Source organism: Mesorhizobium sp. WSM4819 (assembly GCF_055811215.1).
The window spans coordinates 1-20069 of the sequence record NZ_JBVVQO010000009.1; the positions used below are offsets into that span (position 1 = coordinate 1).

Genomic DNA, 20069 nt, shown 5'->3' on the forward strand with positions numbered 1-20069 from the left:
TGCCATGGCCGCCCCTCGCCTCAGAGTAAGGGCTGCTCTCTCTCCAGAGCTTTTTGCAGAACCTTCAGGACACTATCCGAACTTTGCTTCGCAAAGGTCGTTCGCCGACCCTCCCCACGAGGGGGAGGGTGAGGCGCCTAATGCCTGAAATGCCTGACGCCGGTAAACACCATGGCGATGCCGTGGGCGTCGGCAGCGGCGATGACATCGTCGTCGCGCATCGAGCCGCCCGGCTGGATGACCGCGGTGGCGCCGGCTTCGATCGCAGACAAAAGCCCGTCGGCGAACGGGAAAAAGGCATCCGAGGCGACAACAGAATTCTTGGTCAGCGGCTCGGCCAGGCCGGCTGCCTCGGCCGCGTCGAGCGCCTTGCGCGCGGCGATGCGCGAGGAATCGACCCGGCTCATCTGGCCGGCGCCAATGCCGACGGTGGCACCGTCCCTGACATAGACGATGGCGTTCGACTTGACGTGCTTTGCGACGCGGAAAGCGAATTTGAGATCGGCCATTTCGGCCGTTGTCGGCGCCCGCCGGGTCACCACTTTCAAGTCGAGGTCGTCGACCACCGCATTGTCGCGGCCTTGGACGAGCAACCCGCCGGAAACAGATTTCACAGTGGAGCCGGCCGCGCGCGGATCGGGTAAGCCGCCGGTGACCAGCAAGCGCAGGTTCTTCTTGGCGGCGACGATGCGGATTGCTTCGTCCGAGGCGCCCGGCGCGATGATGACCTCGGTGAAGGTTTTGACGATCTCTTCGGCTGCCTCGGCATCGAGGGTGCGGTTCATCGCGACAATGCCGCCAAAGGCCGACACCGGATCGCAGGCAAGCGCCTTGGCATAGGCAGCCTTCAGCGAAGCGCCCTCGGCGACACCGCATGGGTTGGCGTGCTTGATGATGGCGACGGTGGCGGAGCGGGCCGGATCGAACTCGCCGACCAGTTCGAAGGCGGCGTCGGTGTCGTTGATGTTGTTGTAGGAAAGCTGCTTGCCTTGAAGCTGGCGCGCCGTCGCGACGCCCGGTCGCTTGTCGCCATCGACGTAGAAGCCGGCGCTCTGGTGCGGGTTCTCGCCGTAGCGCATCACCTGGTCGAGCCTGCCGCCGAAGGCGCGCCAGGTGGGATGCTCGATCTCCAGCGCTTCGGCGAACCAGCCGGAAATCGCCGCATCATAGGTCGCGGTGCGGGCGAAGGCCTTGGCCGCCAGCTTCTTGCGGAAATCCAGCGAGAGCGAGCCGAAATTCATCTCAAGCGCGTTGAGCACCGAGGCATAGTCCTCGGGGTCGGTGACGATGGCGACATAGGCGTGGTTCTTGGCGGCGGCGCGGATCATCGCCGGGCCACCTATGTCGATGTTCTCGACGATCGAGGCGTAAGCGGCGCCGGAGCGGCGGACATCCTCGAAAGGGTAGAGATTGGAGACGACGAGATCGATCGGCTCGATGCCATGATCGCGCATCGCTGCAGCGTGTTCGGGATCGTCGCGCACGCCAAGCAACGCGCCGTGCACGGACGGATGCAGGGTCTTGACGCGGCCGTCCATGATCTCGGGAAAGCCGGTGAGTTCGGAGACGTCGCGTACCGCCAAGCCTGCCTCGGCGATCGCCTTTGCCGTGCCGCCGGTGGAGACCAGCTCGACGCCGGCCGCGGCCAGCGTCCTGGCGAAATCGATGAGCCCGGTCTTGTCGAAAACGGAAAGCAGCGCGCGGCGAACGGGAATGAGGTCGGGCGCGGGAATGTTCTTGGCGGCGACGGCCATGGGCTGGCGGCCTTTCACGGCTGGTTGGGACAGTGTCCGCGCGCCGTAGCACATGAGGCCTGGAAATCAAACTGCGGGGCTACCGCAGTCTCAGCTTTTTGCCGGATGACCGGCGATGGCCGTCCGTGTCAGTTGCCAATGGACTTCGGAAATCTCTGACGCCTTGAAGGCCAGCACGATCTGCCGGCTGCGGCGCGGGCCGCCAAGGCCGGCGAAATAGATGGATTCCTCGACCTCGGGCGCCACCTCGGTGCAGGTGAACACCCATGTGTCGGCTTCATCGGCGGTCAGCACCAGACGGTCGTGCTCGTCCTTGAGCAGGCCTATGTCGGGATGGATGTGGAAGCGCACGGTGACGAAATCGCGGCCGTTGTTGCGGATCGCAGTATTGCCCGGCCGCAGAAGGCGATCCCTGCCGGCGAGCACATTGCCGTTCGTCGACAATTTCAGTTCGCGCTCATGCAGCAAGCCGAAGCGCGCGACATAGCCGTCATGGCGAGCCAGAAAACCCTGGCTGCCTTGCTGGTCGGTGCGCTTGCAAGGCACATGCTGCGGGCCGCCGATCAGCGGCGTGCCGAGCAGATCGTTGACGCGCAGCGAGTGGCTGAAACGCGCCGACGAGGTGTCGTTGATGGTGGCGGTCGAATGGGCGGCCGTGGCGCGAGCAAGCGGCCGGAATTCGGCGGCGCCATAGGTGTCCACGCCGGCGTTGACGACATAGTGGCGGCGGCCGGAAGACAGCTCGAAGGAAAGGCATCCGGCGTGCGCCGCGTTGGAAACATCGATGCGCGGTGGCGGGCCGGTATCGGCGATCACGGTGACGCCGCCGATGGAGAGGCGCTCGTAACCCGAATGCGGTGCGTGCAGCAACGGCGCGCCGGCGGTGTCGTCGTGGCGCAGAATGGTGGCGATGCGGTTGTGGATGGTCGCGCCCATGCCGTTGAAGCGGGCGAGGCTGCCGTCCTGGTGGCGAAAGAAACGCAGCGCCGGCAGCATGCGATCGATGGCGCCCATCAGCGCCGCCGGCGGCGTTTCGGCCTGATTGGCATAGGTCTGGCGCAGCGGCAGAAGGTCGGCGAGGATTTCAAGCACGGCCATCGGATTGCGGGAAACATGGCCGCCATCCGGCAGAATCTGACGGTCGAGCTCCTCGGCGAGGTTGCGGGTCGCGCCGCGCAGCGCTGACGCCGGCGCCGGTAACGACAGAGCGGCAAAGGCAAGCGCGATGCGGGCCCGCAGCCTGTCCTTGCCGTCCGGCATCTCGCGTGCCATCGCCCTGAGATAGCGGATCTGCATGGCCAGCGATTTCAGGAAGGCCCGGTAGAAGGGAAATTCAGCACCCTGCAGCACCACCGAGGAATGCTGCAGCCAGGCAATGACGCGCTTGGCCGTCGTGCCAGGCTCCCAGGCGACACCGGAAATATTGCTGCCATGAATGGCGATCCAGTCGGAGACCAGCGCGCGGGCATTGGCGGCGGCAAGCTCGGTACCGGCGGCGCGCATATGGCGCAGCCAGCGAAAGCCGTGCAGGGCCTTTTGCCAGCCGGGATTGGCCACGGCGATCTGGAAGGGCGACTTGCCACCGGTTTCGACCAGATGTCCCGACAGCGGATAGCGGCCATAATAAATCTCGAGCGCGATCTGCCGGTCGGCCAGGCGCAGGTCCGGCGGCGCGATCAACACGCGTTCCGGTGTGCGGCCGGAGTAGCGCCAGCGATGGATCGGCCCGCCACGCAGGCGCCGGCGCGTCTTGCGCCAAAACTCCTTCGCGACAAGCGTCCATAGACGCGTCGTGCTGCCGGCAGCGATCGCCAAAAGCCCTCCTCGTAGCGCCCAATCCGAAGACAAGCTTATGTGATTCAAGAACTTATGCGAAGGCGAATTCCACGGAGGCCTTGGAATTCAGCCTGTTTTCCGCAGGATTCTTCCTAAAACAGTCTTCAAATTCTAGAGTTGGCCGGGTCTGCGCATGCGGGCGGCGAAGAAGCCATCCAGGCCGGACCGTTCCGGTGAGCCGGGCTCCAGATCTGCGGGCGTGGTGCGCAGCGTTCCCTGCGGCGTCAGGAACGGATCGATGCCGGCGATCTCGCCCGGGCGGAGCGGATCGTCGACAATGTCAGCCGTCCCGGCGAGGAAGGCACGGTGAAGCGCCTCGCCTTCGAGCGGGTCGAGCGAGCAGTTGGAAAAGACGATGCGCCCGCCAGGCTTGACCAGGCTGACGGCGCGGGCGAGCAGGCTGCGTTGCAGATTGGCGAGCTTTTCGATGTCGGCCGCCGTCTTCGTCCACGGCACGTCGGGATGTCGCCGCACCGTGCCGGTCGAGGAGCAGGGCGCGTCGAGGAGGACGGCGTCGAACAGTTGTTCCGGCTCGTATTTGAGCAGATCGGCCTGGATAATTTCTGCGGACAAACCGAGCCGTTCGAGATTTTGCGAGAGCCGCGCCAACCGGTTCTTCGAGGAATCGATCGCGGTAACCGTGGCGCCGCCGAGAATGAGCTGAGCGGTCTTGCCGCCGGGGGCGGCGCAGAGATCGGCGACGCGCAAACCCCTCACGTCGCCGAAAAGCCGGGCCGGAAGGCTGGCGGCGGCATCCTGGACCCACCAGGCGCCGTCTTCAAAGCCGGGCAGTTCAGTGACCGAGGCGCTGAGTTTCTCCACGCGCACAGTGCCGGTCGGCAGCACGATGCCGCCGAGCCGCTCGGCCCACAGCGCAGGATCGGTCTTGACCGTGAAGTCTACCGGCGCCTCGTATCTGTGGGCGGCGAGGATTTGCCTGGCTTTCTCAGTGCCATAGGCGGCTTTCAGCCGGTCGGAAAACCATTTCGGCGCTTCGTCGGTGGCGGCAAGCGCTGCAGCCAGCTCGGCCTGCTTGGATCGCGCCAGCGTGCGCAGCACGCCATTGACGAGACCGGAGAAGCGCACCGTGCGCGGATCGGACTTGGCGTGGGTCACGGCAAGGTCGACTGCGGCGCTGTCGGGAATATCGAGGAACAGGATCTGCGCCGCTGCTACATGCAGGATATGCGAAAGCGCGGTGGCGTTGGGTGGCAGCGGCTTTTCCAGGCGGCGGGCCAGCAACCCTGATATGGTCATGCGGAAGCGCAGCGCGGTGACCAGTATGGCGCGCACCAGCGCCCGGTCGCGCAGGTCGAGCGCCTTGTATTGCGGATGGCCGTTCTCGTGGTCGGTCAGCCCGTCCAGCGGCGTCCTCGCATCGATGACGGCGGCCAGCAATCGTGCCGCAGCCTTGCGTGCGGCAAGGCCGGCAACAGGTTCGCCGGGGCTCGCTGCACTGTGTTCATGATCGCCTGAAATTCGGTGCCGGCGTTTCGCTTCGCTCACGACCACGGACCCTTTGGTCCGGTCGGATTGCGGCCCCAGGGATTGGACTTCGGCCTGGCCGGTTCAGCCGGCTGCTCAGCTTTCTCCCACGGGCCCGATGGCCGCTGTTCGTCTGCCTGCCGCGGCATCGGCGTTTGCGGCCGCGCGGAGGCGGATGCGCCACCGGCCATGTCCTGCGCGATCGCCTGCAGGGCGGCGATGCGGTTGTCGGTGCTCGGGTGGGTCGAAAACAGGCTGTCCATGCGTTCGCCGGAAAGAGGATTGATGATGAAGAGGTGGGCAGTTGCCGGATTGCGCTCGGCATCCGGGTTGCGGATGCGTTCGGCGCCGCGAGCGATCTTGTCAAGGGCCGAGGCAAGCCAGAGCGGCTGTCCACAGATCTCGGCGCCGCGCCGGTCGGCCTCGTATTCGCGGGTGCGGCTGACCGCCATCTGCACGATCATCGCGGCGAACGGCGCCACGATCATCGCCACCAGCACACCGATAATGCCAAGGGAATTGTTGTTGTCGCGGTTGCCGCCGAAAAAGAAGGCGAAATTGCCGAGCATCGAGATCGCACCGGCAAGCGTGGCGACGATCGTCATGGTCAGCGTGTCGCGGTGCTCCACATGGGCGAGCTCGTGCGCCATCACCGCCGCGACTTCCTCATGCGACAGTTGCTGCAGCAGTCCGGTGGTGGCGGCGACCGCGGCATTCTGCGGGTTACGGCCGGTGGCGAAAGCGTTGGGCTGCGGGTTGTCGATCAGATAGGTTTTCGGCATCGGCAGGCCGGCCTGTCTGGCGAGGCTCTGCACGATGGCGTAATATTCCGGGGCGTTCCTTTCGTCGACCTCGACGGCGCGGTTCATCGACAGCACCATCTTGTCGGCGTTCCAATAGCTGAACAGGTTCATCGCGGCGGCAATCAGCAAGGCGATCACCATGCCGCCCGATCCGCCGATCAGATAGCCGACGCCCATGAACAGCGCGGTCATCGCTGCCAAAAGCATGGCGGTGCGAAGTGTGTTCATTGTCTGCTCCGTTTCTGCCGGCCATTCGGAAAAAGGGTCGATCCTTGTCGGCTCATCGCTATATGATGGGAAACGTGTGGCCCTGTTTCAATTGGGGCCGGTTTCAATCGCCGGGAATATCGCATGATCGACGAAGCCAATATATCAGGCGAAACCAGCAATGCAGACGCCGGCCCCGGTCACGACGTGCCGCAAAGGACGCTGACACCGGCAGCCCGCCGCGCTTTGGCGGAAGCGGAAGCACGGCGCGAACACTATCGCCAGCAGGAAGCCGCGATGCCCCGGGAGATTGGCGGCCGTGGCGGCAGGGAACCCGGCCGCTATGGCGATTGGGAAGTGAAGGGCCTGACCAGCGATTTCTAAGGGCCAGCGATTTCTAAGGGTATGTCGATATTCAGGTGATGCCGGCCTGCGAACAGCGGATTCCTGCGCTTCTCACAGACCTGAAAGTCCGCTCCGTTCCGGTTCTCGGAACCCACCTAGTCTGGTCGCTTCGCGCCCGTCTTCGACTCCGGCTCGGCCTGACCTGAATCTCAACATACCCTAAGCCGCAGCGCGCTCCGCGCCGAGGACAATCCAGCCGCGGTCGTCGACGGTGACGCCGATCCCCTCATAACCGGCGATCGCAGCATGCGGCGTTTGCAACGGATGCTGGTGCGTGGCGCTGATCACCACGACGGTGGCTCCCGCGGCCTCGGCCGCCGCTATCCCGGCGGGCGCATCTTCGAAAACAAGGCAGTCGCGCGCGTCGACGCCCAGCCGCTCGGCCGCCAGCCGGAAGCAATCCGGCGCCGGCTTGCCGCGGGAAACGTCCTCGGCCGCGACAAGGGTGGCGGGGAGCGGGATGCCGGCGGCCGCGATGCGCAGCAGAGCCAGCTCGCGCGGCGCCGAGGTGACGATTGCCCAGCGCTCGGGTGGCAGCGACGCCAGAAACGCCGCGGCGCCGGCGATTGGAAGGATGCCGTCGATATCGGCCACCTCGGCCTGCAGAAGCGCATCGGCTTCACGCATCGGGTCGACGCCTGGAAGCGCCAGCCGAGCGATGGTCTCGATCGCCCGCACGCCGTGGATCGTTGGCAGGAATGCGGCAACGTCGAGATCTTGCCGGCGTGCCCAATCTGCCCAGACCCTTTCTGCCGCGGCAATCGAATTGACCACCGTGCCGTCCATGTCGAACAGCAAGGCTGCGAATTTTCTGCCTGCGAACATCTGCTATCCCAAGTTGTTTCGGAAGGAACCAAAGCCTGTCGATCGACCGTAACGTCGCACCGGCGGCATGGGAAGGCACGAGATCGCCTTTTTCGACAGACCAGGGAACCACGGCCGGCCATCTCGCGTTAATCCAATCGCCTTCCACGACACTCACAAGAGGGGAACCGCAATGCTGATTCGGCTCGGCTACGAAATCGCCATCGACTGTGCTGAATCCACCCCGGTGATTTCGCTGCTCGAGATCCACAAGCAGCGCCAGGCCGACATCAAGCGGCAAACGCGCGTGCTGACCTCGCCCTCCGTCCCAACCAGGCTCTATCACGATCTTTATGGCAACACCTGCCGCCGCTTCACCGCGCCTGGCGGAGGCTTTCGCATTCTTTACGACGCCGTCGTCGAGGACAGCGGCGAGACCGACGAGGTCAACACGCTGGCCAGGGAAGTGCCGGTGGCGGAGTTGCCCGACGAGGTGCTCTGTTATCTGCTCGGCAGTCGCTATTGCGAAACCGATCATCTCAGCGATCTGGCCTGGCAGGTTTTCGGGCCTGTTCCATCCGGCTGGGCCCGGGTTCAGGCGATCGTCGACTATGTCCACAACCGTCTGTCGTTCGGCTACGGCTATGCGCGCCCGACCCGCACGGCGGCGCAGGCGCATGAGGAGCGCGTCGGCGTCTGCCGCGACTTCGCTCATCTGGCGATCACGCTCTGCCGCTGCATGAACATCCCAGCCCGCTACGTGAACGGTTATCTCGGCGACATCGGCGTGCCGGTCGACCCGGCACCGATGGATTTTTCGGCGTGGCTGGAAGTGTTCCTCGACGGCAAGTGGTACACGTTCGACCCCCGCCACAACATGCCGAGGATCGGCCGCGTCGTCATCGCGCGCGGCCGCGACGCGACCGACGTGCCGCTGCTGCACAGTTTCGGCCCGCACCGGCTCAGCCTGTTCAAGGTCTGGACCTACGAGCAGGAAAGCAATCTGTTCAACCCGCCTCATCGCGGCGTCGACAGGACGGCCAGCGCGCAGATGCTGGCATAGGAGCGCGCAAGCGCGAACGGCGCGTCCGGCTGTTACGATCACCGGGCTGTCCTACGGATATGATGCGCCTGATCCGCTTCGGCACAGACCCTCTGTGCCGGATCGGGATCGGGCTGTTGTGCTCCACGGCAGACCTCGGGATCATGGTAAGCGCTTGGTAAACGAAACTGCCGCAGCGACTTGTTGTTTACCGTCTATTTGCCTTGCCGCATTTCGAAACCAAGCAAAAACAATGGCTTGACGATGGGCCGCCGGCTTTTGCTGCGATGACGACGCCGTCCGGCCGGAATCCTGCAATGTGGCCTTCACACGGCTCGAGTCGTGGCGAATGGAGGCGAGCATGCGGCGTTTTGGGGGTCTTGTTCACGCGATCGGCGGCTTTGCCGGAGATCGAAGCGGAAATTTAGCGGTTCTGTTCGGCATGGTCGCGTCGGTGCTGGCGCTTGGCGTTGGCTTTGCCGTCAATGTTTCCCAGCTCTATAACGCCAAGTCGAGCTTGCAAGGTGTGGTCGATGCGGCGGTGACCTCGACGGCACGCGACCTGACCACCGGCGTCATCAACGAGGCCGACGCCAACAAGTCGGTGCAGGCGTTTTTCGATGCCAACAGCCGAGCGGGCATGCTGCAGGCTGATCGGATCGTCCTCGACAAATTGACCATCGACAGGACCGCCAACACGGTTCAGGCGGACGTGCATGTCAATGTCGGCCTTTATTTTCCGCTTTTCAGCATGGGCGATATGCAGCGTGTCACAGTATCGACAACGGCACTCTATTCGGACAGGCAGATTGAAGTGGCCATGATGCTCGACGTGACCGGATCGATGGAGGCCAGCTGGTATAAGAAGACCGACAAAATTGGCGACCTGCGGGACGCGGCTTCAGGAGCCGTGGAAGACCTGCTCAAATGGAACCGCGACGAGAACAATCCCCGCGTACGCATCGCCATCGTTCCCTACGCCGAAGCCGTCAACACAGGCGGTCTGGCCAGCGCGGTATTCGTCGAGACGAGATATGGATCAAAGGTGCCGCCCCCGATCGATGCTCCGGTCTCGGTGTCCTTGACATTGGCGTCCGATAAATGTGCCACTGAACGCAAGGACAGGGATGGTTACGCCGATTATTCGGCCGACGGCCCTTACACGCCGCGCCTGGACAACAATGGCAAAACCTATCTGGCCAAAGTCAATCGGGGCTATAATATGCGCAGCTGCCCGTCCGCCGAGCTCATCCCCCTGACCGCCGACAAAGACAAACTGCTCAACACAATCGCGGATTTCAGGGCGGATGGCGTGACGGCCGGCGGTATCGCCGCGCAATGGGGCTATTACATGCTTTCGCCGTCGTGGCGCTCGGCAATTGCCGATGCCGGTCTGGGTGCCGGCCCCGCCAATTTCGACAAAAGAAGGGTGGCCAAGATCGCCATCCTGATGACCGACGGCCAATTCAACACTGCTTTTGCCAAGGGACCCGGTGCGCCCAGCTCGCAGGGTCAGGGCCAGACCTCGCGAAAGAATGCCGAAGCCATCTGCGCCAACATGAAGCGCGATGGGATTGAGATATTCACGATCGGCTTCGACCTGAACGATCCGACCATGACGGCGACCGAGCGAGATCAGGCAAAGAGCGTCCTCAAGAATTGCTCTACAGCGGACACGTCCTCGCTGAAGCACTACTACGAGGCCGCCACCGGCACGGAACTGGCCGCTGCCTTCTACGAGATCAGCAAGAATATCGAGAAGCTTGCCATCAAACGCTGATCTTCCCCGACGGCTAATAGACGAACACCCAAAGGAAAAGGCCGCCGCTTCTTTCGAAGCCGGCGGCCTTCCGTGTTTCCGTCCATGGCGCGGCTCATGGCAGCGACGTGACTTAAAGTGCTGGAGCGTCCTTTGCGCATCCAAAGGACGCGCGGCGCTCCAGGCGTCGCCAGCCGCGCATCTCGCGCCTTAACGGGAAGACTGCTTCCCGAAAGTGCAATCCGCTGAGGCCACGTTCTGGAAAACGAAATCACTCGACATCGGATCACCTCCTTTCGATTTGTTGAACACGCCCTCATGATGGGGTGTCGATCTGCAAATGGCAAGGCGCCATCGTGAAAATGCGGTGCGCGTTTGCCGCTAACTGCTTGCGGCTATCCGATCGGACAGGCAATGTCGCTGCCGGACCGCCAGGGGCTGAGCAGGAGGAACGGGGATGGAGGCAGCCGAGAGAGCCGCACGGATCGTTCGAACGGTTATCGAGACGTTGAAGCCGGGTTTCGCGGTTAAGCTGTGGAACGGCGAGCGGATCGGCCCCGCCACCGGCCCCGTGGTCACCATCAACGACCAGGACATCGTCTGGCAGGTGATGCGGCGGCCCAACCTCTCGACGCTGATCGAAATGTGGATTTCCAAGACCATCGACGTGGAAGACGGGTCGCTGTTCGATTTCTACGCTCTGCCTGCGCAGGGCAAGCTCAGGGCGAAGCTCAAGTCGTTGCCCAAGCTCGCGGTCCTGCGCGACCTGCCGGCCGTGCTGTTTTCGAGAAAACAGATGACGGCGCGGACCGACCTTTCCGGGCGTAACCCCTTCGTCAGCGGGTCGAACAGGCAGGCAATCCAGCACCACTACGACATTTCGAACGCCTTCTACCGGCTCTTCCTCGACGACCGCATGGTCTATAGCTGCGGCTATTTCACCGATTTCGCCAATGGCATCAACCAGGCGCAGAAGGACAAGCTCGATCATATCTGCCGCAAGCTCCGGCTGAAGCCCGGCGAAAGGCTGCTCGACATCGGCTGCGGCTGGGGAGCCATGCTCATCCATGCCGCGAAAAATTACGGCGTCGTCGGCCATGGCGTCTCGCTGTCGGAAGCCCAGACCCAGCTCGCCCGCGAGCGCATCCGTGCTGAGGGACTGGAGGATCGCATCACCATCGAGATAAAGTCCTATGCCGAGCTGTCCGGCTCCTTCGACAAGATCTCGTCGATCGGCATGTTCGAGCATCTGGGGCTGGCCAACCACGCCGCCTATTTCTCGGCCATTCGTCGCCTGCTCAAGCCGGGCGGCATCTATCTGCATCACGCCATCACCCGGCGCGACAAGGGCAGCATCAAGAAGACCTTGCGCAAGGGTCCGGAATTCAAAGCGCTGATCAAATACATCTTTCCCGGCGGCGAACTCGACACGATCGGCATGACGCTTGGCAATCTCGAAGCGCACGGCTTTCTTGTCTACGATGTCGAGAATTTGCGCGAGCACTACGCCCGCACCTGCCGTCTGTGGGCCGAGCGCCTCCACGCACGCTTCGACGAAGCGATCGCCGAGGTCGGCGAAGCCAAGGCGCGCCTCTGGCTGCTTTATCTCACCGGCTGTTCGATCACTTTCGAACGCGCCTCGGCGCAGATTTTCCAGACCGTCGTCACCAAGCGCGCGCGGGGCCCGAGCGGACTGCCGCCGACGCGGGCGGACCTTTATCAGTAGAGCGCCAGCGAGCCGATCTCATCCGATGGGGTTTCCGACGACCGTCGACCGGATGTTTCTTATGCCCGCTTGTTCTGCCGGTTGGCGATGAGGTCGTCGACGACCGCCGGGTCGGCCAGCGTCGAGGTATCGCCGAGCGCGGCAAAATCGTCCTCGGCGATCTTGCGCAGGATGCGACGCATAATCTTGCCCGATCGGGTTTTCGGCAGGCCCGGAGCGAACTGGATCTTGTCGGGCGTGGCGATGGCGCCGATGTCCTTGCGGACGTGGGTGACAAGCTCCTTGCGCAACGCCTCGTCCGGCTTCTCGCCGGCCATCAATGTGACGTAGCAGTAGATGCCCTGGCCCTTGATGTCGTGGGGGTAGCCGACGACGGCGGCTTCCGAGACTTTCTCGTGCGAAACCAGCGCCGATTCGACCTCGGCCGTGCCCATGCGGTGGCCGGAGACGTTGATGACGTCGTCGACCCGGCCGGTGATCCAGTAGTAGCCGTCGGCGTCGCGGCGGCAGCCGTCGCCGGTAAAATATTTGCCCTTGTAAGTGGAAAAATAGGTCTGCACGAAGCGCTCGTGGTCGCCATAGACGGTGCGCATCTGGCCCGGCCACGAATCGGCGATGCAGAGATTGCCGCTGGCAACGCCTTCCAGCACCTTGCCGTCGCCGTCGACCAGTTGCGGCTTGACGCCGAAGAACGGCTGCGTCGCCGAACCTGCCTTGAGCGGGGTGGCGCCGGGCAGCGGCGTGATCAGGATGCCGCCGGTCTCGGTCTGCCACCAGGTGTCGACAATCGGCACCTTACCGTTACCGACGATGTTGAAATACCACTCCCAGGCTTCCGGATTGATCGGCTCGCCGACCGTGCCGAGCACGCGCAACGATTTGCGCGAGGTTTTGGCGACATGGGCGTCGCCGGCGCCCATCAGGGCGCGCAACGCCGTCGGCGCGGTGTAGAAGATGTTGACCTTGTGCTTGTCGATGACCTCCCAGAAGCGGGATTGCGAGGGATAGTTCGGCACGCCTTCGAACATCAGCGTGGTGGCGCCGTTGGCGAGCGGCCCGTAGACGATATAGCTGTGACCGGTGACCCAGCCGACATCGGCGGTGCACCAGTAGATGTCGCCGTCGTGATAGTCGAAGACATATTGGTGGGTCATCGAGACGTAGACGAGATAGCCGGCCGTGGTGTGCAGAACGCCCTTCGGCTTGCCGGTCGAGCCCGATGTGTAGAGGATGAACAGCGGGTCCTCGGCCTTCATCTTCTCCGGCTTGCATTCCGCCTTAACCGTCGCGATCTCGTCATGGTACCAGACGTCGCGTCCGGCCACCCAGCCGGTCTTGCCGCCGGTGCGGCGCACCACGACGACCTTTTCGACTTTCGTTCCGGCCTTGGCGGCGATTTCGATCGCCTTGTCGGTGTTGTCCTTCAACGGGATCGGCTTGCCGCCGCGCAGGCCCTCGTCGGCGGTGATCACGAAGCTTGATTTGCAGTCGTCGATGCGGCCCGCCAGCGCGTCCGGTGAGAAGCCGCCGAAGACCACCGAATGGATGGCGCCGATGCGCGTGCAGGCAAGCATCGCATAGGCGGCTTCCGGGATCATCGGCATGTAGATGGTGACGCGGTCGCCTTTTTTGACGCCGTGCTTCTTCATCACATTGGCGAGCCGGCAGACATGCGCATGGAGCTCGTTATAGGTGATCTTCCTGTCATCGTAGGGATTGTCGCCTTCCCAGATGATGGCGGTCTGATCGCCGCGCTTCTTCAGATGCCGGTCGATGCAGTTCCAGGAAACATTGGTCTCGCCGTCCTCGAACCATTTGATCGAGACCTTGCCGTCGAAGGAGGTGTTCTTGACCTTGCTGTAGGGCTTGAACCAGTCGATGCGCTTGCCGTGCTTGCCCCAGAACTTGTCCGGGTTCTTCACGCTGTCGGCGTACCATTTCAAATAAGTGTCTTTGTCGATCAGCGCATTCTTCTTCCACGCCGGCTGGACGCGATGGACATGAACCTCGGACATATCTTTGCTTTCCTCCCGAAACCAGGCCGCCCGGCTTGACCGCCGGCGGCATCGCGGCGAAGCGGCCGCGAATTCGCGCGCATTATTAACAGTTCCGCGGTGACGGCAACATTAGACGTTGGATTCGCGCGGCGGGATGCCGCAGAGGTTTGAGTTGCCGCTATCAGCACTCAACCACGATCGCTGCTAACTGCATGTTTTTGTGTCGTAAATCCGGCCTCTAACTACGAAATATCAATAGACGATTAAGCAAATTGCGGGCACAATTTCAAATTGGGAGGAAGGAGAATCAACCGGGGGACCGCGATGCGTGACCATTCCGAAATGGACCTGATGCTCAAGGGCTATGGCTTGACCACGGCCAAAATCCTTTATCATTTTCCCGATCATCCGCATCTGCTGCAGAGCTTCATCTGGCAGGACTACGACATCGCTCCGAAATTTCCGGTGCTGATCCGGTTCATCGAGTTCTGGCAGGCCAAGCTCGATGGCCCGCTGCATTCGGTGAGCTATACGCACCAGAAGCTGATCGCGCCCAATGAGTGGCGGAAGCTCGATGGCGAGTTCGTGCTGCATTAGGGCAACGGCGCAGGATGTTCTGGCGGGCTGCTTGCATGATGGATTCCGCATGCCTCGGTGATTGGCGGAAACATCTCGGAGCTTCGTCATCCTGGGGTGGAGCGAAGCGACGCGGCGCAGACCCCAGGATCCATGCCGTGACTTCAAAGCGCCGCTGCGGTGCCGAATTCTGCTCCGCTGCACCCCTACGGCCAAGGTTATGGCATGGATCCCAGGGTCTCCGCGACGGAGCTTCGCTCCTGCTTCGCCCAGGGATGACGAAGTTGGGGAGGCTTCGGCAAGTCCCGAATGTTTATGATGGTCACCCGAACGAGCGATCGCGACTCTCAGACCGCAGGCGGGCTCAGCCGGGCAAAACCCTCCTGCCGGCGATACGGAAAATACGGATAGGCTGCGGTCACCGCGCTTGCTGCGTCGAGCGTCTTGATCTGGTCGGATGTCAATGACCAACCGACGGCACCAAGATTCTGGCGCAGCTGTTCCTCGGTGCGCGCGCCGATAATGACAGAGGCGACGGTCGGCCGCTGCAGCAACCAGTTGATGGCGATCTGCGGCACGGTCTTGCCGGTTTCCCTGGCCACGGCTTCGAGCGCATCGACAACCCTGTAGAGCAACTCGTCTTCTACCGGCGGCCCGAAGCTTGCGGTGTCGTGCAGCCGGCTTTTTTCCGGCAGTGGCTCGCCGCGGCGGATCTTGCCGGTCAGGCGGCCCCAGCCGAGCGGGCTCCACACCAGCGCGCCAACGCCCTGGTCGAGCCCGAGCGGCATCAACTCCCATTCATAGTCGCGCCCGACCAGCGAATAGTAGACCTGATGGGCGACGTAGCGCGGGTAGCCGTGCTTGTCCGCCAGACCGAGCGATTTCATCACTTGCCAGCCGGAAAAGTTGGAGACGCCGACATAGCGCAGCTTGCCGGCGCGCACGAGACTGTCCAGCGTCGACAGCACCTCCTCGATCGGCGTTGCGGCGTCAAAAGCATGCAGCTGCAGCAGGTCGATGTAATCGGTGCCGAGACGCTTGAGCGCGTCCTCGACCGCCTTGATGAGGCGCGATCGGGAGGACCCGGCATCATTGGGTCCGTCGCCCATCGGCAGCGAGGTCTTGGTCGAAATCAGCACGGCATCGCGGCGACCCTTGACGGCCGCGCCGAGCACTTCCTCGGAGGCGCCGTTCGAATAGACGTCGGCGGTGTCGAACAGGTTGACGCCGGCCTCCAGGCAGATGTCGACCAGCCGCCGCGCTTCCGTCGCATCGCTGTTGCCCCAGGCGCCGAACAGCGGCCCCGAGCCGCCGAAGGTTCCAGCGCCGAACGAGAGCGCCGGAACCTTCAGGCCCGAGGCGCCAAGACGTCGATAATCCATCTTTTTCTCCTGTGATGTCTAAGGGGGTTCGTCGGGTTGCTACGTGCGGGCAGATGCCGGCTCGCCAAGCGTCGGGCGATCGAGGCGCAGCGCCAGCCACGCCACGGCGAGCGCCGAGAGCGGCAGCAGGGCGGCGACCCAGGTGATGGCGCCAAGGCCGGGGCCATGCGCGATGACCATGCCGCCGAGCCAGGCGCCGGCGGCGTTGCCGAGGTTGAAGGCGGCGATGTTGAAGGACGAGGCGAGGCTCTGGCCGGCGCCATCAGCCTTTTCTAGGACCCACATCTGCAGCGGCGCTACGGTGGCGAAGGCGGCGGCGCCGAGCAGGCCGACATGGATGACAGCCATCGCCCGGCTGTGCAGGGCGAAGGTCATCGTGCCGAGCACCAGCGCCAGCACAATGAGACTGCCGAGGACGGAAGGCACCAGCCAGCGGTCGGCGAACTTGCCGCCGACGAGATTGCCGGCGATGAGGCCGCCGCCGAAAACAAGCAGGATCGGCGACACCGCCGCTTCCGCAAAACCGGTGATCTCGGTCAGCAGGGGGGCGATATAGGTGAAGACGGCGAAGACGCCGGCATAGCCAAGCACGGTGGTGGCGAAGCCAAGCAGAACCGGAGCGCGGCCGAGCACGGCGAGATCGCCGCGCAGGTCGCTCTTTTCCAGCGCTGCCGGGCTGCGCGGCACCAGCAGGAGAATGATGGCGAAGGCGACGATGCCGACCAGGGTTACAGCCCAGAAGGTCGCCCGCCAGCCGAAGGCCTGGCCGAGCCAGGTGCCGAAGGGCACGCCGAGGATGTTGGCGATGGTCAGGCCGGTGAACATCAGGGCGATCGCCGAGGCCTTCCTGTTGGGAGCGACCAGCCTGGTCGCAACCACCGCACCAACGCCGAAGAAGGTGCCGTGGGCGAAGGCGGTGAGCACGCGGGCAGCCATCAGCGTCCAGTAGTCGGGGGCCAGCGCGCAGGCGAGGTTGCCCAGCGTGAAGACCGCCATCAGCGCCAGAAGCACGGTCTTGCGCGGCCAGCGGCCGGTGGCGATCGTCAGCAGCGGCGCGCCGATGACGACGCCCAGCGCATAGCCGGAGATCAACTGGCCGGCGGCCGAGATCGAGACGCCGAGATCGGCGCTGACGTCGAGCAGCAGGCCCATGATGACGAATTCGGTGACACCGATGCCGAACGCACCGGCGGCGAGAGCATAAAGTGCAAGAGGCATTGCGGTTCCCACTCCGATGACAGCAGTTTTGACGACAGGACGCCGTGTCCTCCTGCGCCCCGACCCGGAAGATCGTGTTGCCATGTGCTGTGAACCAGCCTTGCGTCGGGCACATTGTCTGTGAAATAGATTCACGAATGGCGAGGCCTGACATCAACCGCTCCGGCGAGATCGAAGTGTTTGTCCGTGTCGTCGAAGCGGGCAGTTTTTCGGCTGCGGCGCGGATGCTGCGGATGACGCCGTCGGCGGTGAGCAAGCTGATTGCGCGGCTTGAGGCGCGGCTTGGCGCGCGGCTGATCAGCCGTTCGACTCGCAAGCTCCAATTGACTCCAGAAGGCGCGGCCTTCTTCGACAGCGGCGTGCGCATCCTGGCCGACATGGCGGCAGCCGAGCGCGAGGCGGCGGCCGGTGCTGCGCCGCGCGGCCGGCTGCGGGTCAACAGCTACGTGCCGTTCGGGCAGCACCGGCTGATCCCGCTGTTGCCGCGCTTTCTCGAACGCTATCCGGAAATCGCCATCGATCTGGTTTTGACCGACAATGTCATCGACCTGATGGAGGAGCGCGCCGATGTCGCCATCCGCGCCGGGCCGCTCGGCGAGTCACGTTTGGTGGCGCGCAAGCTCGGGCAGAGCCGGCTGGTCGTCGTCGCCGCGCCATCGTACATCAGGACGCATGGCGCGCTCCAAACGCCGGCCGATCTCGATCATCACAATCGGATGGGTTTCTGCTTCGTGCGCCATGTCGACGGCTGGCCCTTCGTCAGCGCGGCCGGCGAGGCCTTCATCGTCCCGATCACCGGAAACACGCTGGTCAGCGACGGCGAGGCGATGCGGCTGATGGCGCTCTCGGGCGCTGGCATCGCCCGGCTGGCACGCTGGCATGTGGAGCCCGACATCGCCGCCGGTCGGCTGGTCCCGCTTCTGGAGGACTTCAATCCCGGCGACGAGGAGCTTACCCACGCTGTTTACGTCGGCCAGGGCAAACATTTGCCGGCGCGAGTGCGGGCCTTTCTCGACTTTCTGGTCGAGACGGTCCGGCTGAGCTGAGCCCAAAAAGATCGGGAGCCCGCCGGCTCCCGAAATCGAAGATAAGATTGAATTACTTTTTCGCCGCAAAGGGTGCCGGACGCCGGCCAGCCGCCTGGCGCTCGATCATCCAGCCCGGATATTCGGATGGCAGCGCGCTGACTTCGTCGAGACGAGCAAGATCGTCGCTGTCGAGCTTCAACGCGGTGGCGGCAAGGTTCTGTTCGAGCTGCTCCATGCGGCTGGCGCCGATGATCACGCTCATCACGAAAGGCTTGGCCAAGACATAGCCAAGTGCCACCGTGGCGACGCTGGCGCCGTGCTTGCCGGCGATCTCGCGCATGACGGCGACCGCCGCCCAGGCGCGGTCTTCATCGACCGGCGGGAAATTGAAGCTGGCGCGGCGGCCCTCGCCATTGCCGGGCGCGCCGGGTCCGTATTTGCCGGAAAGCAGCCCGCCCGCCATCGGCGACCAGACCATCAGCCCAAGCTTCTCCTCGTTGAGCAGCGGCACGATCTCGCGCTCCAGATCTCGGCCGGCGATCGAATAGTAGGACTGAACCGTCTCAAAACGGGCAAAGCCCTTGCGTTCGGCGATGCCCAATGCCTTGGCGATGCGCCAGGCCGCCCAGTTCGAGACGCCGACATAGCGGACCTTACCGCTGGCAACCAGATCGTCGAGCGCCCTGAGCGTCTCGTCGATCGGCGTAACCGCGTCGGTGCCGTGCAACTGATAGAGATCGATATGGTCCAGTTGCAGCCGTTCGAGACTGCCGTCGACCGAATCCATGATGTGGCCGCGCGAGGAGCCGCGCTGGTTGGGGCCGTCGCCCATGGCGCCATGGACTTTGGTGGCGATGATCACGTCCTGCCGCTCGATGCCGAGGTTGCGCAGCGACTGGCCGAGAAACCGTTCCGATGCGCCGAAGGAATAGACATCGGCCGTGTCGAAGAAATTGATGCCGGCGGCGAGCGAGCGCTGGACGATCCTGTCGACGCCATCCTGGTCGAGGCTGGCGATCAGGCCCCATTGGTTGTTTTGGTCGGCGGCGCCGAAGGTCATGGTGCCGAGACACAGTTCGGAGACAAACATCCCCGTGTTTCCAAGTTGACTGTAGCGCATGGTGCGGCTCCGGAAAGTTTTGGAATGACCCGGCCGATATAGGAACGATACGTTTCGTTTCTACTTGTTGGCGTAACGGCCTGGTGGTTCTGGACCAAGCTCCGCGACCGACGATCCGGTGCAAATGCCCCCCTAGCGGCTGCCGAAGATCGCCGAGCCGACCCTGATGCTGGTCGCGCCGAAGGCGATCGCGGTTTCGTAGTCGCCGGACATGCCCATCGAAAGCGTCTCCACCCCTGCCTCCGTGCCGAGCTTTTCCAGCAGCGCGAAATGCGGGCCGGGATTCTCATCGGCCGGCGGAATGCACATCAGGCCTTCGATGGCGAGGCTATGGACCTCGCGGCAGCGCGTAACGAAGGGTACGGCTTCGCGCGGCTCGATCCCTGCCTTTTGCGGTTCCGAGCCGGTGTTGACCTGAACGTAGAGTTTTGGTGACCGGCCTTGCCTGGCGATTTCCTTGGCGAGTTCGGCGGCGATCTTCTCGCGATCGACCGTCTCGATGACGTCGAACAGGGCGACTGCTTCCTTCGCCTTGTTCGATTGCAGCGGACCGATCAGGTGCAGCTCGATGTCGGGGAAGGCTTGCTTCAGCGCTGGCCATTTGGCTTGTGCTTCCTGGACGCGGTTCTCGCCGAAGACGCGCTGCCCGGCGTCGATGACCGGGCGGATATCGTCGGCGCTGAAGGTCTTCGAGACCGCGACCAGCGTCACCGCGCCGGCTTGCCGTCCTGCCTCGCTCTCGGCGGCGGCGATCCTCGCCTTGACCGTGAAAAACTGTTCGTCGGCTATCGCCATGCCTATATCCTGACTCTGGTTTTTGTCCTGGCCGGGGCGTCGCAGTTGACGGGTCCGGCAATCCATGGTGAACACCGCGACGACATTTCCTGAGCCGCCGGGCATGTCCGGCTGTTCGCGCATGCTTTTTAA

At 63.7% G+C, this 20069-nt stretch carries 16 protein-coding genes; 6 read left to right on the forward strand and 10 right to left on the reverse strand.

Translation table 11 applies throughout. The features are described 5' to 3' along the window. Window positions 1-137: 137 nt before the first annotated feature. From purH to htpX, 4 genes are all read right to left on the reverse strand, one after another. Window positions 138-1754 (reverse strand): bifunctional phosphoribosylaminoimidazolecarboxamide formyltransferase/IMP cyclohydrolase, encoded by a 1617-nt coding sequence (gene purH / locus AC0L18_RS10505; RefSeq protein WP_473492080.1) that lies wholly within the window; start codon window positions 1752-1754, stop codon window positions 138-140. A gap of 90 nt (window positions 1755-1844) precedes the next feature. Next, complete coding sequence (locus AC0L18_RS10510) at window positions 1845-3569, reverse strand: heparinase II/III family protein (protein ID WP_473492082.1); 1725 nt, start codon at window positions 3567-3569, stop codon at window positions 1845-1847. A 132-nt stretch (window positions 3570-3701) separates the two neighbouring features. Beyond that, window positions 3702-5102, reverse strand: coding sequence for an RsmB/NOP family class I SAM-dependent RNA methyltransferase (locus AC0L18_RS10515; protein WP_473492083.1), 1401 nt, complete (start codon window positions 5100-5102; stop codon window positions 3702-3704). After that, complete coding sequence (htpX, locus tag AC0L18_RS10520) at window positions 5093-6106, reverse strand: zinc metalloprotease HtpX (RefSeq protein WP_473492084.1); 1014 nt, start codon at window positions 6104-6106, stop codon at window positions 5093-5095. The genes AC0L18_RS10515 and htpX overlap by 10 nt, the downstream gene beginning before the upstream one ends. Window positions 6107-6229: 123 nt before the next feature. Here htpX and AC0L18_RS10525 point away from each other — a divergent pair, with 123 nt between their 5' ends. After that, window positions 6230-6469, forward strand: a complete 240-nt coding sequence (locus tag AC0L18_RS10525) for a DUF1674 domain-containing protein (protein WP_473492085.1) — start codon at window positions 6230-6232, stop codon at window positions 6467-6469. Between the two features lie 180 nt (window positions 6470-6649). Here the strand turns inward: AC0L18_RS10525 and AC0L18_RS10530 are convergent, their stop codons facing one another. After that, the gene (locus AC0L18_RS10530) at window positions 6650-7315 is read right to left on the reverse strand and encodes an HAD-IA family hydrolase (protein ID WP_128173621.1); all 666 of its coding nucleotides are present in this window, start codon (window positions 7313-7315) and stop codon (window positions 6650-6652) included. Window positions 7316-7487: 172 nt separating this feature from the next. On the opposite strand from AC0L18_RS10530, the gene AC0L18_RS10535 reads away from it, so the two are divergent. The 3 genes from AC0L18_RS10535 (at window position 7488) to AC0L18_RS10545 (ending at window position 11821) form a co-directional block, all read left to right on the forward strand. After that, window positions 7488-8357 carry a transglutaminase-like domain-containing protein gene (locus AC0L18_RS10535; RefSeq protein ID WP_128181402.1) on the forward strand — a complete coding sequence of 290 codons (870 nt, stop codon included), beginning with the start codon at window positions 7488-7490 and terminating at the stop codon, window positions 8355-8357. Window positions 8358-8697: 340 nt separating this feature from the next. Beyond that, the gene (locus AC0L18_RS10540) at window positions 8698-10116 is read left to right on the forward strand and encodes a TadE/TadG family type IV pilus assembly protein (RefSeq protein ID WP_473492087.1); all 1419 of its coding nucleotides are present in this window, start codon (window positions 8698-8700) and stop codon (window positions 10114-10116) included. A 436-nt stretch (window positions 10117-10552) separates the two neighbouring features. Further along, entirely contained in the window at window positions 10553-11821 is a 1269-nt protein-coding gene (locus AC0L18_RS10545) for a class I SAM-dependent methyltransferase (protein ID WP_473492089.1), read from the forward strand. A gap of 59 nt (window positions 11822-11880) precedes the next feature. Here AC0L18_RS10545 and acs read toward each other — a convergent pair whose 3' ends face one another. After that, the gene (gene acs, locus AC0L18_RS10550) at window positions 11881-13836 is read right to left on the reverse strand and encodes an acetate--CoA ligase (RefSeq protein WP_473492091.1); all 1956 of its coding nucleotides are present in this window, start codon (window positions 13834-13836) and stop codon (window positions 11881-11883) included. A 306-nt stretch (window positions 13837-14142) separates the two neighbouring features. Between acs and AC0L18_RS10555 the strand changes: the two genes are divergently transcribed. After that, window positions 14143-14415, forward strand: coding sequence for an usg protein (locus AC0L18_RS10555; protein WP_077380769.1), 273 nt, complete (start codon window positions 14143-14145; stop codon window positions 14413-14415). A gap of 326 nt (window positions 14416-14741) precedes the next feature. Here AC0L18_RS10555 and AC0L18_RS10560 read toward each other — a convergent pair whose 3' ends face one another. Together AC0L18_RS10560 and AC0L18_RS10565 are read right to left on the reverse strand one after the other, a co-directional pair. Then, window positions 14742-15776, reverse strand: a complete 1035-nt coding sequence (locus AC0L18_RS10560; protein WP_473492093.1) for an aldo/keto reductase — start codon at window positions 15774-15776, stop codon at window positions 14742-14744. 39 nt (window positions 15777-15815) lie between these two features. After that, window positions 15816-16994, reverse strand: coding sequence for an MFS transporter (locus AC0L18_RS10565; RefSeq protein WP_473492094.1), 1179 nt, complete (start codon window positions 16992-16994; stop codon window positions 15816-15818). A gap of 137 nt (window positions 16995-17131) precedes the next feature. On the opposite strand from AC0L18_RS10565, the gene AC0L18_RS10570 reads away from it, so the two are divergent. After that, window positions 17132-18040, forward strand: coding sequence for a LysR family transcriptional regulator (locus AC0L18_RS10570; RefSeq protein ID WP_473492096.1), 909 nt, complete (start codon window positions 17132-17134; stop codon window positions 18038-18040). 52 nt (window positions 18041-18092) lie between these two features. Here the strand turns inward: AC0L18_RS10570 and AC0L18_RS10575 are convergent, their stop codons facing one another. Further along, window positions 18093-19142 (reverse strand): aldo/keto reductase, encoded by a 1050-nt coding sequence (locus AC0L18_RS10575; RefSeq protein WP_473492098.1) that lies wholly within the window; start codon window positions 19140-19142, stop codon window positions 18093-18095. Between the two features lie 132 nt (window positions 19143-19274). Further along, a complete protein-coding gene (locus tag AC0L18_RS10580; RefSeq protein WP_473492099.1) occupies window positions 19275-19937 on the reverse strand; it encodes a YggS family pyridoxal phosphate-dependent enzyme in 663 nt (220 codons plus the stop codon). Between the last annotated feature and the right edge of the window lie 132 nt (window positions 19938-20069).